The organism is Nocardia sp. CDC519 (assembly GCF_059509835.1).
On the sequence record NZ_CM183377.1, the window covers coordinates 3,863,604 to 3,878,046 of the forward strand.

Annotated in this window: 14 protein-coding genes; 13 read left to right on the forward strand and 1 reads right to left on the reverse strand. The window is 67.9% G+C overall.

All coding sequences use genetic code 11. The features are described 5' to 3' along the window. Positions 1-377 precede the first annotated feature (377 nt). The 9 genes from cofD to ahcY all read left to right on the forward strand — a co-directional run bounded on the left by cofD (position 378) and on the right by ahcY (position 8,760). Positions 378-1,376 carry a 2-phospho-L-lactate transferase gene (gene cofD / locus AC5W7N_RS17245; RefSeq protein ID WP_175585760.1) on the forward strand — a complete coding sequence of 333 codons (999 nt, stop codon included), beginning with the start codon at positions 378-380 and terminating at the stop codon, positions 1,374-1,376. Further along, complete coding sequence (locus AC5W7N_RS17250) at positions 1,373-2,719, forward strand: coenzyme F420-0:L-glutamate ligase (RefSeq protein WP_194989733.1); 1,347 nt, start codon at positions 1,373-1,375, stop codon at positions 2,717-2,719. Before cofD ends, AC5W7N_RS17250 begins: the two co-directional genes overlap by 4 nt. Then, positions 2,716-3,234: an NUDIX hydrolase gene (locus AC5W7N_RS17255; RefSeq protein WP_163809433.1), complete on the forward strand. Its 519-nt coding sequence runs from the start codon at positions 2,716-2,718 to the stop codon at positions 3,232-3,234. The genes AC5W7N_RS17250 and AC5W7N_RS17255 overlap by 4 nt, the downstream gene beginning before the upstream one ends. A 201-nt stretch (positions 3,235-3,435) precedes the next feature. Further along, positions 3,436-4,680: an alkane 1-monooxygenase gene (locus AC5W7N_RS17260; RefSeq protein ID WP_195006759.1), complete on the forward strand. Its 1,245-nt coding sequence runs from the start codon at positions 3,436-3,438 to the stop codon at positions 4,678-4,680. Continuing rightward, positions 4,677-4,859, forward strand: coding sequence for a rubredoxin (locus tag AC5W7N_RS17265; RefSeq protein ID WP_138449403.1), 183 nt, complete (start codon positions 4,677-4,679; stop codon positions 4,857-4,859). The genes AC5W7N_RS17260 and AC5W7N_RS17265 overlap by 4 nt, the downstream gene beginning before the upstream one ends. Before the next feature lie 24 nt (positions 4,860-4,883). Next, positions 4,884-5,066 (forward strand): rubredoxin, encoded by a 183-nt coding sequence (locus AC5W7N_RS17270; protein ID WP_104359917.1) that lies wholly within the window; start codon positions 4,884-4,886, stop codon positions 5,064-5,066. A 41-nt stretch (positions 5,067-5,107) separates the two neighbouring features. Then, positions 5,108-5,728 (forward strand): TetR/AcrR family transcriptional regulator, encoded by a 621-nt coding sequence (locus AC5W7N_RS17275; protein WP_194989731.1) that lies wholly within the window; start codon positions 5,108-5,110, stop codon positions 5,726-5,728. A gap of 296 nt (positions 5,729-6,024) precedes the next feature. Next, entirely contained in the window at positions 6,025-7,185 is a 1,161-nt protein-coding gene (locus tag AC5W7N_RS17280; RefSeq protein ID WP_175585761.1) for an alkane 1-monooxygenase, read from the forward strand. A 90-nt stretch (positions 7,186-7,275) separates the two neighbouring features. After that, a complete protein-coding gene (gene ahcY / locus AC5W7N_RS17285; RefSeq protein WP_163809441.1) occupies positions 7,276-8,760 on the forward strand; it encodes an adenosylhomocysteinase in 1,485 nt (494 codons plus the stop codon). Between the two features lie 70 nt (positions 8,761-8,830). Here ahcY and AC5W7N_RS17290 read toward each other — a convergent pair whose 3' ends face one another. Beyond that, positions 8,831-9,070, reverse strand: a complete 240-nt coding sequence (locus tag AC5W7N_RS17290) for a hypothetical protein (protein WP_194989730.1) — start codon at positions 9,068-9,070, stop codon at positions 8,831-8,833. 198 nt (positions 9,071-9,268) lie between these two features. Here AC5W7N_RS17290 and AC5W7N_RS17295 point away from each other — a divergent pair, with 198 nt between their 5' ends. The 4 genes from AC5W7N_RS17295 to lpqB all read left to right on the forward strand — a co-directional run bounded on the left by AC5W7N_RS17295 (position 9,269) and on the right by lpqB (position 14,406). Further along, the gene (locus tag AC5W7N_RS17295; protein ID WP_495921892.1) at positions 9,269-9,916 is read left to right on the forward strand and encodes a dTMP kinase; all 648 of its coding nucleotides are present in this window, start codon (positions 9,269-9,271) and stop codon (positions 9,914-9,916) included. 78 nt (positions 9,917-9,994) lie between these two features. Next, a complete protein-coding gene (mtrA, locus tag AC5W7N_RS17300) occupies positions 9,995-10,672 on the forward strand; it encodes an MtrAB system response regulator MtrA (protein WP_014352544.1) in 678 nt (225 codons plus the stop codon). A gap of 72 nt (positions 10,673-10,744) precedes the next feature. After that, on the forward strand, positions 10,745-12,586 hold the full coding sequence (gene mtrB / locus AC5W7N_RS17305; RefSeq protein WP_495924142.1) for an MtrAB system histidine kinase MtrB: 1,842 nt from the start codon (positions 10,745-10,747) through the stop codon (positions 12,584-12,586). Further along, positions 12,583-14,406 (forward strand): MtrAB system accessory lipoprotein LpqB, encoded by a 1,824-nt coding sequence (gene lpqB / locus AC5W7N_RS17310; protein ID WP_163809450.1) that lies wholly within the window; start codon positions 12,583-12,585, stop codon positions 14,404-14,406. Before mtrB ends, lpqB begins: the two co-directional genes overlap by 4 nt. Positions 14,407-14,443 lie beyond the last annotated feature (37 nt).

A 14,443-nucleotide genomic window follows, 5' to 3' on the forward strand; every position in this document is an offset into this window, starting at 1 on the left:
CGGCATGCCCGAAGGGGCCAGCTCATTGGCCATCGCTCCGCCTCCTCACTGTGTGTTAGCGCAGAATGCTTCTTTCCGCCGGACCAACACGCCTACCGACGGCACTACTCCGCGACGTTGTCTCGCGGACATCCCCGAGCATGCCGTCCCGTTCGAACATTCGTTCGAAAAACCGTTCGCGCCTTGAACTCTCGCGCGATCCCGGAATGACATGACTGTGATTAGACACGCCGGACGCAGCGATGGTCAAGCCGCTGTCGCTATTCCGTTACTATCCGGCAGCGCTTTCGAAGACGATCTTGAACCATCACATAGCAAATGACCAGCAAATATAGGTCCGAGCGCGGCCGATCGAGGGGCGCTTAGGCTATGTGGATGTGACTTCAGAACAAGCGGACATCGCACCCGTCAATGGGCCCCGCATCGCCGTCCTGGTCGGCGGAGTGGGTGGTGCGCGGTTCCTTCAGGGTGTTCGGGAACTTCTCCCCGAAGCCGACGTTTCGGCGATCGTCAATGTCGGCGACGACGTGTGGATGCACGGGCTCCGAATTTGTCCCGACCTCGATACCTGCATGTATACCCTCGGTGGCGGCATCGATACCGAACGCGGCTGGGGCCGGGTGGGCGAAACCTGGCACGCCAAGGAAGAGCTGGCGAAATACCACGCGCAGCCGGACTGGTTCGGTCTGGGTGACCGCGATATCGCCACCCACTTGGTTCGCACGGAAATGCTGAACGCCGGTTACCCGCTATCTGCGGTGACCGAAGCGCTGTGCAATCGATGGCAACCCGGTGTGAAACTGATCCCGGCAACCGATGATCGATGTGAAACCCACGTCGTTGTCAGTGACCCGGACAACCCTGGCGAACGCCGCGCGATCCATTTTCAAGAGTGGTGGGTTCGATACCGCGCGGGTATCGAAACTCATGGATTCGCCACAATCGGCGCGGATCAAGCCAAACCGGCGCCAAATGTGATCGATGTCATAGGATCTGCCGATGTGGTCTTGCTCGCACCCTCGAACCCGGTGGTGAGTATCGGAGCCATTCTCGCGGTGCCCGGCATCCGCGGCGCACTGCGCACCACCGACGCGAAGGTCATCGGCATCTCGCCGGTGATCGACGGAAAACCGTTGCGCGGCATGGCCGATGAGTGCCTGTCGGTGATCGGGGTGGAAACCTCGGCCGAGGCGGTCGGCCGGCATTACGGCGCGCGCTCGGCGACCGGCATCCTGGACGGCTGGCTGGTGCACACCACCGACACCGCCGAGGTGCCGGGCGTCGAGGTCCGCAGTGTGCCCCTGCTGATGACCGACCCGCCGACGACCGCCGAAATGGTGCGTGCCGCACTGGATCTCGCGGGGGTCAAGCCGTGACCGGGCCCGCCGACCACGGCGCGGGCGAGCTGCGGCTGCTGCCGATCACCGGGCTGCCGGAATTCCGCCCGGGCGACGATCTCGCCGAACACATCGCCGCGCGCGCACCCTGGCTGGCCGACGGCGACGTGCTCGTGGTCACCAGCAAGATCGTCGCCAAGGTCGAGGGCCGCATCGTCGCCGCACCGCTGGACCCGGAGGAACGCGACACCGCGCGCCGGGCGCTGGTCGATCAGGAGGCCGTGCGGGTGCTGGCCCGCAAGGGGCGCACCCTCATCACCGAGAACCGGCTCGGCATCGTGCAGGCCGCCTCCGGCGTCGACGGATCGAACGTGGAGCGGGGCGAATTGGTGCTGCTGCCAGTCGATCCCGATGCCAGCGCGAAGGCGTTGCGCTCGGCGCTGGCCGAGCGGCTCGGGGTGGAGGTCGCGGTCGTGGTCACCGACACCATGGGCCGGGCCTGGCGCAACGGCCAGATCGACGCGGCGATCGGGGCGTCCGGGCTGCGCGTGCTGCACGATTACGCGGGCGCCGTCGACGGGCAGGGCAACGAACTGCACGTCACCCAGGTGGCCATCGCCGATGAGCTGGCCGCGGCCGCCGATCTGGTGAAGGGCAAGCTCGGCGGTGTCCCGGTGGCGGTGGTGCGCGGTCTGCCCCTCACCGACGATGCGTCCAGCGCAGCCGATCTCGTGCGCCGCGGCACCGACGACCTGTTCTGGCTCGGCACCGCCGAGGCGATCGAACTCGGCCGCTCGCAGGCGGTGCTGCTGCGGCGGTCGGTGCGCGAGTTCGCGGCCGATCCGGTCGATCCGGAACGGGTGCGCGCGGCGGTGTCGGTGGCGTTGACCGCCCCCGCCCCGCATCACACCCGCCCGGTGCGCTTCGTCTGGCTGCGCGATCGCGCGCTACGGGAGCGTCTGCTGACGGCGATGGCCGACAAGTGGCGCGCCGATCTCACCGCCGACGGCCTGCCCGCCGATCGGGTGGAACGCCGGATCGCGCGTGGCCGCATCCTTTTCGACGCGCCCGAGGTGATCATCCCGTGCTGCGTGCCCGACGGCGCGCACGACTATCCGGACGACCGGCGCCGGGCCGCCGAGCAGACGATGTTCACCGTCGCGGTGGGCGCGGCGGTGCAGGGGCTGCTGGTGGCGCTGGCGACCGAGGGGCTCGGCAGCTGCTGGATCGGTTCGACCATCTTCGCGCCGGAGACCACGCGCGAGGTGCTCGGCCTGGCCGGCGACTGGAACCCGCTGGGCGCCATCGCGATCGGCCATCCGCTCGACGAGCTCACCCCGCGCCCGCCGCGCGCGCCCGGTGACGCGCTGGTCGAGCTGTGAGCGCGGAGTCGCTGCACGCCTCGGCGACCGAGCTGCTCGAGGCGTGGTCGCCCGCCGTGGGGCCGGACGCTTCGCTGCGCGAGGCGATGCTCGCGTTTCTCGGCTCCGCACCGCGCGGATGTCTGCGTGAGCACGCCGCCGGGCACATCACCGCTTCGGCGGTGGTGTTCTCCGCCGACGGCGACGAGGTCTTGCTGACGCTGCATCCGCGGGTCGGCCGGTGGATTCAGCTCGGCGGGCATTGCGAGGAGAACGACCGCACGGTGGCCGATGCCGCGCTGCGTGAGGCCACCGAGGAATCGGGCATCGCCGGGCTGCGCTTGGAGCCCGGCCTCTACGGCGCCCAGGCGCATCCGATCACCTGCTCACTCGGGGTGCCGACCCGGCATCTCGATCTGCTGTTCCGGATCACCGCGCCGGCGGGGGCGGTGCCGGTGCGCAGCGCCGAGTCGACGGATCTGCGGTGGTGGCCGGTCGGCGCGTTGCCGGACGATGCCGATGTGCTGATTCGCTGACCACCATCGGCCGTCACAGGGCGCCCGCACAGCCTGTGCGGGCGCCCTGGTCATGTCCAGGAGATCACGGCCCGGTCACCAGGTCACAGACGCTTTACAAATTGATCGGTTTGTATAGACCGAGGACAAAGCAAGGGCTATCGTCAACTTCACGTGGTAGTGCACATCACATGTGATGTGTGTCGCATGGAGGAGACGACGATGTCTACTGATGCCGAAACCGCAGGTCTGGCGGCCGAGACGCCGGCCTGGCGGGACCGGAAGCGGTATATGTGGCTGTGGGGTCTGTTCGCGCCCACCGGACTGTTCACCATCGGGCTTCCGCTCGTCTGGGCGCTGAACGAACTGGGCTGGACCCGCCTGGCGCATGTGCCGTTCTGGCTGGGCCCGATCCTGGTGTATCTGGTCATCCCGCTGGCCGACATCTTCTTCGGCCCGGACGGCTCCAACCCGCCCGACGAGGTGATGGAGTGGCTGGAAAACGACAAGTACTACCGCTACCTGACCTACCTGTACCTGCCGTTCCAGTACGCCTCGCTGATCATGGCCTGCTACCTGATCACCGCCGACGACCTGAGCTGGCTCGGCATCGACGGCGGCCTGCTGGTGGTGGACAAGATCGGCCTGGCCATCACGGTCGGCATCATCGGCGGCATCGGTATCAACACCGCCCACGAACTCGGCCACAAGAAGGTCGATCTGGAGCGCTGGCTCTCGCGCATCGCGTTGGCCCAGTCCTGCTACGGCCACTTCTATATCGAGCACAACCGCGGCCATCACGTGCGCGTCGCGACCCCGGAGGATCCGGCGAGTTCCCGGGTCGGCGAGACGTTCTGGGCCTTCTGGCCGCGCACCGTCGCCGGCGGTCTGCGCTCGTCGTGGCGGCTGGAGAAGACCCGCTTGGAGCGGCTCGGCAAGAAGCCGTGGACCTTGCAGAACGAGGTGCTCAGTGCCTGGCTGATGTCGGTGCTGCTGTTCGCGGTGCTGATCGCGGTGTTCGGTATCGAGGTGCTGCCGTATCTGCTGTTGCAGGCGTTGATCGGATTCAGCCTGCTGGAGGCGGTCAACTACCTGGAGCACTACGGGCTGGTGCGCCAGCGCACGGCCAGTGGACGCTACGAGCGGCCGGCGCCGGTGCACAGCTGGAACAGCGACCACCTGGTGACCAACATTTTTCTGTATCACCTGCAGCGCCACAGCGACCACCATGCCTACCCCACCCGCCGCTATCAGACGCTGCGCAGCTGGGATGGCGCGCCGAATCTGCCCAGCGGGTACGCGAGCATGATCCTGCTCGCCTACTTCCCGCCGATCTGGCGCCGGGTGATGGACAAGCGGGTCCTCGCGCACTACGACGGCGATATCACCAGGGCCAATATCCACCCGGCCAAGCGGGACAAGGTGCTGGCCCGCTACGGCGCGGCCGGGCAGGAGGCCACGCCGTGAGCGCGTATCGGTGCCCGGTGTGCGACTACGTCTACGACGAGGCCACCGGCGAGCCGCATGAGGGCTTCCCGGCGGGCACGCCCTGGTCCGCAGTGCCCGACGACTGGTGCTGTCCGGACTGCGGGGTGCGGGAAAAAATCGATTTCGAGCCGGTCGGCAGCGATCAGGCGAGCCGGTAGACCGGCGCGGGAGAAGAGGACGACATGACCGAGTACAAGCTGTACCAGTGCATCCAGTGCGGGTTCGAATACGACGAGGCCAAGGGCTGGCCGGAGGACGGCATCGCGCCCGGCACCCGCTGGGACGACATCCCCGACGACTGGACCTGCCCGGACTGCGGCGCCGCCAAGGCCGACTTCTTCATGGTCGAGATCGAGCGCTCGTGAGATTTTTGACTGCGACAGATGCCCGTGCCAATGTCGCAGGCATGCCGCGCAACGGGTCCAGACTTCCCTACCAGGAGGCCGCACGGGAGCTGCTGCGCAGCTCGGTCCTGGACGCCATGCGCGAACTGCTCACCGAGCGCGACTGGTCCAAGATCACCCTCGGGGATGTGGCCACTCGCGCCGGTGTCAGCAGGCAGACGCTGTACAACGAATTCGGCTCGCGCGCGGGCCTCGCCCAGGCCTATGCGCTGCGGCTGGCCGACGATCTGGTCGACCACGTCGGGGCGGCCATCGACGACAACGTCGGCGACGCGCGCGCTGCGTTCCGGCAGGGATTGTCCGGCTTCTTCGTCGAGGCCGCCGCCGACCCGCTGGTGCGTTCGCTGGTCGCGGGCGAGGTCAAGCTCGATCTGCTGCGGCTGATCACCCTCGATGCCGAGCCGCTGGTCGAGCACGCCACCGAGCGGCTGTCGGTCGCGTTCCGGCACAGCTGGGTCGATGCCACCGCCGCCGAGGCCGATGTGCTGGCCCAGGCGCTCGTGCGGATCGCCCTGAGCTACATCCCCACCCCGCCCGCTCCTGGGCGCGACGCGCCCGAGGAGTTGAGCGCGCTGCTCGGTCCGTATGTCGAGGCGATTCTGGCCGCGCGCGGGGTGCAGTAGCTGCGGTGCTGCCGAGCCGCGGCCGAGGGGGCTCGACACCGCGGTGGGCGCGGCTGTCGTGAACCGACCAGTTACGCCATGGTGGCCTTTTAATGCGGCGACGACCCGCTGCGTGCAAGCAGCACGCCCGTGCCACAGGTATGCCGTGATGTCGCTCACATGCTTGACGAGACAACGCGCTCTTATCACCGCTGTAACGGTCACCACGTTTCCCAGCCAACGGAAGGTGTAACAGACCACACGTCTGCGACTATGGATCTCCGTCGGTGTCAGGGTTCATTTTTAGCGGGGCAAGCGTGCAAACGGTTGGCAAACCGAGGGGATCGGCCGATCCCAAACGCCACTTGTGGTCTCTCGGTCTCATCGCGCCTGCGTGCGCGTTGCTGCCTTCTCAACTGGTGTTGCATACCGGGTTGACCATCTTCTGGTGGATCGGCCCGATCATCGTGCTGATCGTGATTCCGGTGCTGGATCAACTCGTCGGCGAGGACGGCAGCAACCCGCGCGACGAGGACTACGAGCTGCTGTCCAACGACCGCTACTACCGGTGGTGCACCTACCTGTTCCTGCCCATCCAGCTGATCGGCCTGGTCGTGGCCGGCTACCTGTGGTCCGGCGACGAACTGAGCATCGTCGACAAACTCGGGCTGGCCTCCACCCTCGGCCTGGTCTCCGGCATCGGGATCAACGCCGCCCATGAACTCGGCCACCGCGTCGAACGCCTGGAACGCTGGCTGGCCAAGATCGCGCTGGCCCAGTCCGGCTACGGGCATTTCTTCGTCGAGCACAACCGCGGCCACCACATGCGGGTGGCCACGCCGGAGGATCCGGCCAGCGCAAGGCTCGGTGAATCGCTGTGGGAATTCCTGCCGCGCAGCGTGTCCGGCGGATTCCGCTCGGCGATCCGGCTCGAGCGCGCCCGGCTGGCCCGCCGCGATCTCGGCTGGTGGAGCGTGCACAACCACATCCTGCAGGCCTGGTCGATGACGGTGGTCCTGTTCGGCGGCCTGATGGTGGCCTTCGGCGTGCGAATCCTGCCCTACCTGCTGCTGCAGGCCGTCATCGGCGTGATGCTGCTGGAGACGGTCAACTACGTCGAGCACTACGGGCTGCTGCGTGAGCGCAGGCCCAGCGGCCGCTACCGGCGCTGCTCGCCGCGCGACAGCTGGAACAGCGACCGGCTCGTCACCAATATCTTCCTGTTCCACCTCCAGCGGCACAGCGACCATCACGCCAACCCCGGCCGCCGCTATCAGACCCTGCGCAGTTCGCAACAGGCGCCGCAACTGCCCGCCGGCTACGCCACCATGATCCTGCTCGCGGCCATCCCGCCGCTGTGGCGGCGGGTGATGGATCCGCGCGTGCTCGCGCACTACGACGGCGACATCACCCGCGCCAATATCGCTCCGCGCAGGCGGGTTCGGATGCTGGCCAGGCACGGGGCGGCCACGGCCTGAGTCCGGTGACTCGGTTGCCGAGCACCGGTGCGGTGGGAGCGACTAGCCTTGCTTCGGAACCGATATCCGGAGAGAGGCTGATCCAGGCGCATGACGACCTCAGAACTTCCCGCACGTACGTCGCTGACCGCTGATGTCCGTAACGGCATCGATTACAAGGTGGCGGATCTGTCCTTGGCCGAGTTCGGTCGTAAGGAGATCCGGCTTGCCGAGCACGAGATGCCCGGCCTGATGGCCTTGCGTCGCGAATACGCCGACGTGGCGCCGCTGAAGGGCGCGCGTATCTCGGGTTCGCTGCACATGACGGTGCAGACCGCGGTGCTGATCGAGACCCTGACCGCACTGGGCGCGCAGGTGCGCTGGGCCTCGTGCAACATCTTCTCCACCCAGGACCACGCCGCGGCCGCGGTCGTCGTCGGCCCGAACGGCACCGTCGACGAGCCCAAGGGCACCCCGGTGTTCGCCTGGAAGGGCGAGACGCTGGAGGAGTACTGGTGGGCGGCCGAGCAGATGCTCACCTGGCCGGATGAGCCGGCCAACATGATCCTCGACGACGGCGGCGACGCCACCATGCTGGTGCTGCGTGGCGCGCAGTTCGAGAAGGCGGGCGTGGTCCCGCCGGCCGACGAGGAGCACTCCGCCGAGTACACGGTGTTCTTGAACCTGCTGCGGGAGCGTTTCGAGACCGACAAAGGTAAGTGGAGCGCGATCGCCGAGAGCGTGCGCGGCGTCACCGAGGAGACCACCACCGGTGTGCTCCGGCTGTACCAGTTCGCGGCGGCGGGGGAGTTGGTGTTCCCGGCGATCAACGTCAACGACTCGGTCACCAAGTCGAAGTTCGACAACAAGTACGGCACCCGCCATTCCCTCATCGACGGCATCAACCGCGGCACCGATGTGCTCATCGGCGGCAAGAAGGTGCTGATCTGCGGTTACGGCGATGTGGGTAAGGGGTGCGCGGAATCGCTTGCCGGACAGGGCGCCCGGGTGCAGGTCACCGAAATCGATCCGATCAACGCGCTGCAGGCGCTGATGGACGGCTACGACGTCGTCACCGTGGAGCAGGCCATCGCCGATGCCGATATCGTCATCACCTCCACCGGCAACAAGGACATCATCACCCTCGATCACATGAAGGCGATGAAGGATCAGGCCATCCTCGGCAATATCGGTCACTTCGACAACGAGATCGATATGGCGGCGCTGGAGCGTTCGGGCGCAACGCGTTTGAACATCAAGCCGCAGGTCGATCTGTGGACCTTCGGGGAGAGCGGCAAGTCGATCATCGTGCTGTCGGAGGGTCGTCTGCTGAACCTGGGCAACGCCACCGGCCACCCCTCGTTCGTGATGAGCAACAGCTTCTCCAACCAGGTGATCGCTCAGATCGAGTTGTGGACCAAGCCCGACGAGTACGACAACGAGGTCTACCGGCTGCCCAAGCACCTCGATGAGAAGGTCGCGCGGATCCACGTCGAGGCGCTCGGCGGCACGCTGACCAAGCTCACCAAGGATCAGGCCGAATACATCGGCGTCGATGTCGAGGGCCCGTACAAGCCCGACCACTACCGCTACTGATCCAGCGATACGGGAAGTGGCCCGTCGACGGAGACGTCGACGGGCCACTCTCGTTGTGGCGATGACCGGATCAGCACACCGTGCCGGGGGTGCAGCCGCGCCCGATCTGGCCCAGCAGCTCCAGTACGTCCACCACCATGTCCGCGCTTCCCGACGCGCTGCCGGTGCCGCTGTCATCGATCGGGACGACCGCGGCGGGCGCCGCGGGCTCGAGAGCGAGGGGCGCCGCCGTGGCGGTGGCACCCCCGGTGACGGTGACCCCGAGCGCGACGGCAACGGCTGCGGTGTGCAGGACGTGCTTCAACGACATGTGTGCGTTCTCCCTAGTGACGATGGGCGTTCGAATGCTCCGGGGCGGAATCGGTCCGAGCATGTCGACCATTCCCGCTACGCTCGTCCATCGCGAGACCCGAATCCTGTTGGGATCAGAATCGCGGGCACTTCACCCATGTGCGCCTCCCGCCGAAGGATTTTCCGGCCCGAGCCGGCCCCGAGTACCCTGCTGGCCATGGGTGAACTGATCGCGGTCGAGGGGCTCGACGGCGCCGGTAAGCGGACGCTGATCGAGGGTCTGCTGGCGGCCCTGCGCGAGCGGGGGCTGCGCGCGGGCACGCTCGCCTTCCCCGGCTACGGCCGCTCGATTCACGCCGACCTCGCCGCCGAGGCACTGCGCGGATCGCACGGCGACCTCGCCGCCTCGATCAATGCCATGGCAGTCCTGTTCGCGCTCGATCGCGCCGATGCGGCGATGGAGCTGTCGAACCTGTTGGACAGCAACGACATCGTGATCCTGGATCGCTATGTCGCTTCCAACGCAGCGTATTCGGCCGCCCGGGCCCAACAGTCCGCCGACGGCGAAATCGTCGGCTGGGTGGGCGATTTGGAATTCGGCCGGCTGAAGCTGCCGGTGCCCGCGCTCACCGTGCTGCTCGATGTGCCCACCGAGGTGGCCGCCGAACGTGCCCGCAGGCGCGGCGAACTCGACTCGACGCGGGCACTCGACGCCTACGAGCGCGACGCTGGATTACAGGCTCGCACCGGTGCGGTGTACCGGGAGCTGGCCGAGCGGGACTGGTACGGCCCGTGGTGGACATACCGATCCGATGACGATCGCGCCGCCCTACTCGCCCGTTGTGTGGAAATCCTGGGCGAATAAGGTTGGATATGCGGCGCGCATGCACCAGTAATGCGCGTGGTGGCCCGATACTGGCGTGGGAGATGACAACATAGAGATATGAAGCCGAAGATTCTGGTCGTCGACGACGATATGGCACTCGCAGAGATGCTCACGATCGTCCTGCGCGGGGAAGGGTTCGACCCGCATGTGGTCGGCGACGGCACGCAGGCGCTGTCGGCGGTCCGGGAAATCCGCCCCGATCTGGTGCTGCTGGACCTGATGCTGCCGGGCATGAACGGCATCGACGTCTGCCGCGTGCTGCGGGCCGACTCGGGGGTCCCGATCGTGATGCTCACCGCCAAGACCGACACGGTCGACGTGGTGCTCGGCCTGGAGTCCGGCGCCGACGATTACATCGTCAAGCCCTTCAAGCCGAAGGAGCTCGTGGCCCGCGTGCGCGCGCGGCTGCGCCGCACCGAGGAAGAGCCCGCCGAACTGCTCACCATCGCCGACATCGTCATCGACGTGCCCGCGCACAAGGTGAGCCGCGAAGGTCAGCAGATCTCGCTGACGCCGCTCGAGTTCGACCTGCTGGTGGCGCTCGCGCGCAAACCGCGGCAGGTGTTCACCCGTGAGGTCCTGCTCGAGCAGGTCTGGGGCTACCGGCACGCCGCCGATACCCGTCTGGTGAACGTGCACGTCCAGCGACTGCGCGCCAAGGTCGAGAAGGATCCCGAGAACCCGGAGATCGTGCTGACCGTGCGTGGGGTTGGGTACAAGGCCGGACCGCCGTGATCGGTCGTCGGTCCGGGTCGATGACTCGGAGGCGGCGGCTTGCCTGAGCACGAAGGCGGCCGCCTCGCCTCGCTGCAGCGAGGGCTCGCGCCGGTGGGTGCGTGGTTCAAGGGTGTCGGGAGTTCGCTCGGCCATCTGTGGCGGCGGTCGTTGCAGCTGCGCGTCATCGTCTCGACGCTGACGTTGTCGCTGATCGTCATCACGATCCTCGGTGTGGTGCTCACCAGCCAGATCACCGATCGGCTGCTGGACGCCAAGATCAACGCGGCGATCGAGGAGATGGACCGCGCCCGCGCCACGGTGCAGAGCCAATTGCAGGGCGCCCACGATCCTGCGCTGCTGCGCCAGCGCTTGGCCGATGCCCGCACCGCGGTCTCCGATCGCGGTGGCGAGAGCCGGTCCGGCAGCGCGGCGGGCAGCTTCGACTCGGCGTTGAGCATCGTCGGCGGCACCCCGCCGCAGCAGATCACCGCGGGCCCGATCGAGCAGATCCCGGACGAGCTGCGCCGCTTTGTGCAGGGCAACCAGGTGAGCTACCAGTTCGCCACGGTGAACGATCCGGACGGCTACCAGGGCCGTGCCCTCATCATCGGCAGTCCGAGCGCCGACAACCCGACCCTCGAGACCTACCTGATCTTCCCGCTGGGAAACGAGGAGCGGTCGCTGGCGCTGATGCGCGGCACCATGATGGTCGGCGGTCTGGTGTTGCTGGTGCTGCTGGCCGCGATCACCGCGCTGGTCACCCGGCAGGTGGTATTGCCGATCCGGTCGGCGGCGCGGATCGCCAGCCGATTCGCCGACGGCCGGCTGCGCGAGCGCATGCTGGTGCGCGGCGAGGACGATATGGCGCGGCTGGCCGAGGCGTTCAACGAGATGGCCGAGAGCCTGTCCAACCAGATCACCCAGCTCGAGGAGTTCGGCAATCTGCAACGCCGGTTCACCTCCGACGTCAGCCATGAGCTGCGCACACCGTTGACCACGGTGCGCATGGCCGCCGACCTCATCCACAGCAGCAGCGAAGACCTCGACCCGGCCCTCGCGCGCAGCGCCGAGCTGCTGGTCACCGAGCTGGACCGGTTCGAGGGACTGCTCAACGACCTGCTCGAGATCAGTCGCCACGACGCGGGTGTGGCCGAGTTGCAGGTCGAATCGCTGGATGTGCGAATGTGCGTGCGCGCCGCGGTCTCGACGGTGCGGCATCTGGCCAAGGAATCCGGCGTGGAGGTGGTCGTCGACCTGCCGGAGGAGCCGGTGGTCGCCGAGGTCGATCCGCGCCGAGTGGAGCGGGTGCTGCGTAACCTGCTGGCCAACGCCATCGACCACAGCGAGGGCAAGCCGGTGCTGATCCGGATGCGCGGCGACAGCGAGGCCAATGCCGTCGCCATGGTCGTGCGCGATCAGGGCGTCGGGCTGCGTCCGGGGGAGGAGAAGCTGGTCTTCAGCCGGTTCTGGCGTTCGGATCCGTCCCGGATGCGGCGTTCCGGAGGTACCGGGCTCGGCCTGTCGATCAGCGTCGAGGACGCGAATCTGCACGATGGCAAACTGGAGGCCTGGGGTGAGCTCGGCGTCGGCGCCAGCTTCCGGCTGACGTTGCCACTGGTGCGCGGCCGCAAGATGGGCAAGAGCCCGCTGCCGTTGGAGCCGGGCGTGCGCAAGGTCCGCGCGGTTGCCGAACTGCCCGCGGCGGAGGCCGAATCCGCTCCGGCCGCGGCCGGCCCGGCGATCTCGGAGGCCGGCGGCCCCGGCGCGGCCGAGGCGCAGACCTCCGGCCCGGGCCAGGACTCCGATACCGCGACGACCCGACCGGCCGAGGATGCGCGAGCCACCCGGACCGGCACGCCTCACGACGGCGCATCCGGCACCGGCTCACCCACCGACGCCGTGCTCACCGACACCGGAGACAAACAGCCATGACCATGCGGCCCACCGACCCCAGCAGAACGCCGCGCGGGCGATTACTCGCCGCGCTGGCGGCCGCGCTGGCCGGGGTCCTGCTGCTGGGTGGTTGCGCGAGCCTGCCGGAATCCTCGCAACCGCAGGCGCTTGGCACCATCAACCGGGAACCGACCTCCGCCGGCCCGCCCGCGCCACTGGAGGGCCGCGATCCCGGCCTGCTGCTGCTGGATTTCCTGCAAGCCAGCGCCGATCCGACCAACCGGCATCTGGCCGCCAGGCAGTACATGAACCCGTCGGCGGCCACCAAATGGAACGACGCCGCGGGCACGGTGATCGTCGAGCGGCCCGACACCCTGCTGGAATCGCGCACCGAAACCACCGCGACCTACCGCATCCGCGCCCAGCGCGTGGCCGAGCTCGCCCCCGACGGCGCCTACCGCGCCATCGACGGACCGCCGCTCGAGTACAAGGTCGAGATGAGCAAGGTCGACGGCGAATGGCGCATCGATGAGCTGCCCGACGGCGTCGTCATCGATAAGCCCGCGTTCGCCAAGTTCTACCGGCGTTACGTGCTGTACTTCGTCGATCCGACCGGCAGCGCGCTGGTGCCGGATCCGCGGTGGATCGCCTCGCCGAAGGATCAGCTGACCCAGCGGCTGCTCACCCTGCTCGGTGAGGGCCCGCAGCCGGCCATCGCCCCCGTGGTGCGCAATGAACTCGACGCCCGGCGGGTGACGTTGCGCGGCCCGATCACCAAGGCCAACGGTGACCCGGAGGAGGTCGGCGTCGGTCTCGGCGGGGTACGCATCGACCTCGCGGGCGCCTCCGCGCTCGCGCCACGGGAACGGGAACTGCTGGCCGCCCAGATCGTGCTCACGCTGGCCAAGGCCGACGTCCTCGGCCCGTACCTGCTGCTGGCCGACGGCAAACCGCTCGATGAGCGCTTCGCCGCCAACGGCTGGTCGGTGGCCGATATCCACCAGTACAGTCCCGAGGCCTTCGCGCAGAACCAGACGGGGTTGCACGCGCTGCGCGATGGTGCCCTGGTCGAGGTGAACAGCGACGGAATCGCTCCGGCTCCCGGCTATTTCGGCGCGGTGCGCAATCTGCAATCGGTGGCGATCACTCCCGACGGCCAGCTGGTCGCCGCTGTGGCGGATGCGGGCAGGCCCGCTCCGGAACCGCCGCGAACGCTGATGATCGGCAGCTACGGCGGCAACCAGTTCCCGGTCGCCGAGGGCACCACCATCAGCCGCCCGTCCTGGACGGTGGACGGTACGGCCGCCTGGGCAGTGATCGACGGCGAGCGGGTGATCCGGGTGGTCAACGATCGCTCCACCGGCAACGTCTCGGTCCAGGATGTCGACATCTCCGCGCTGACCAGCGGCTCCAGCGGGCTGCGGCTGCCCATCACGGAGGTCAGGATCGCGCGATCCGGCGTGCGGGCCGCGCTGATCGCCGACGGCAAGGTGTACGTGGCGGTGGTCGAACGGCGCCCGGACGGCAAGTTCGCGCTGACCTCACCGTTGCCCATCGCGGTCGGGCTCAGCACGCCGGCGGTCTCGTTGAACTGGCTGACCGCCGACACCATCATCTTGGCCCGCGACGGTGACGTCGACCCGGTCAGTACCGTCTCCATCGACGGTTCCCAGCTGATCTCGCAGACCACCCGTAACCTCACCCCGCCGGTCCGCTCGGTGACGGCGGCCCCGGACCACCAGTACGTGGCCGATTCCCGGGCGGTGCTGGAGTTCACCACCAATCCCGAAGGTGGCGAACAATATTGGCGTGAGGTGCCCGGCCTGGGCGCCAGCGCGGTACCGATCCTGCCCGGCTGACCCCCGCTTTCCCGTCGCGGATCCGTTCGTGTCGGTG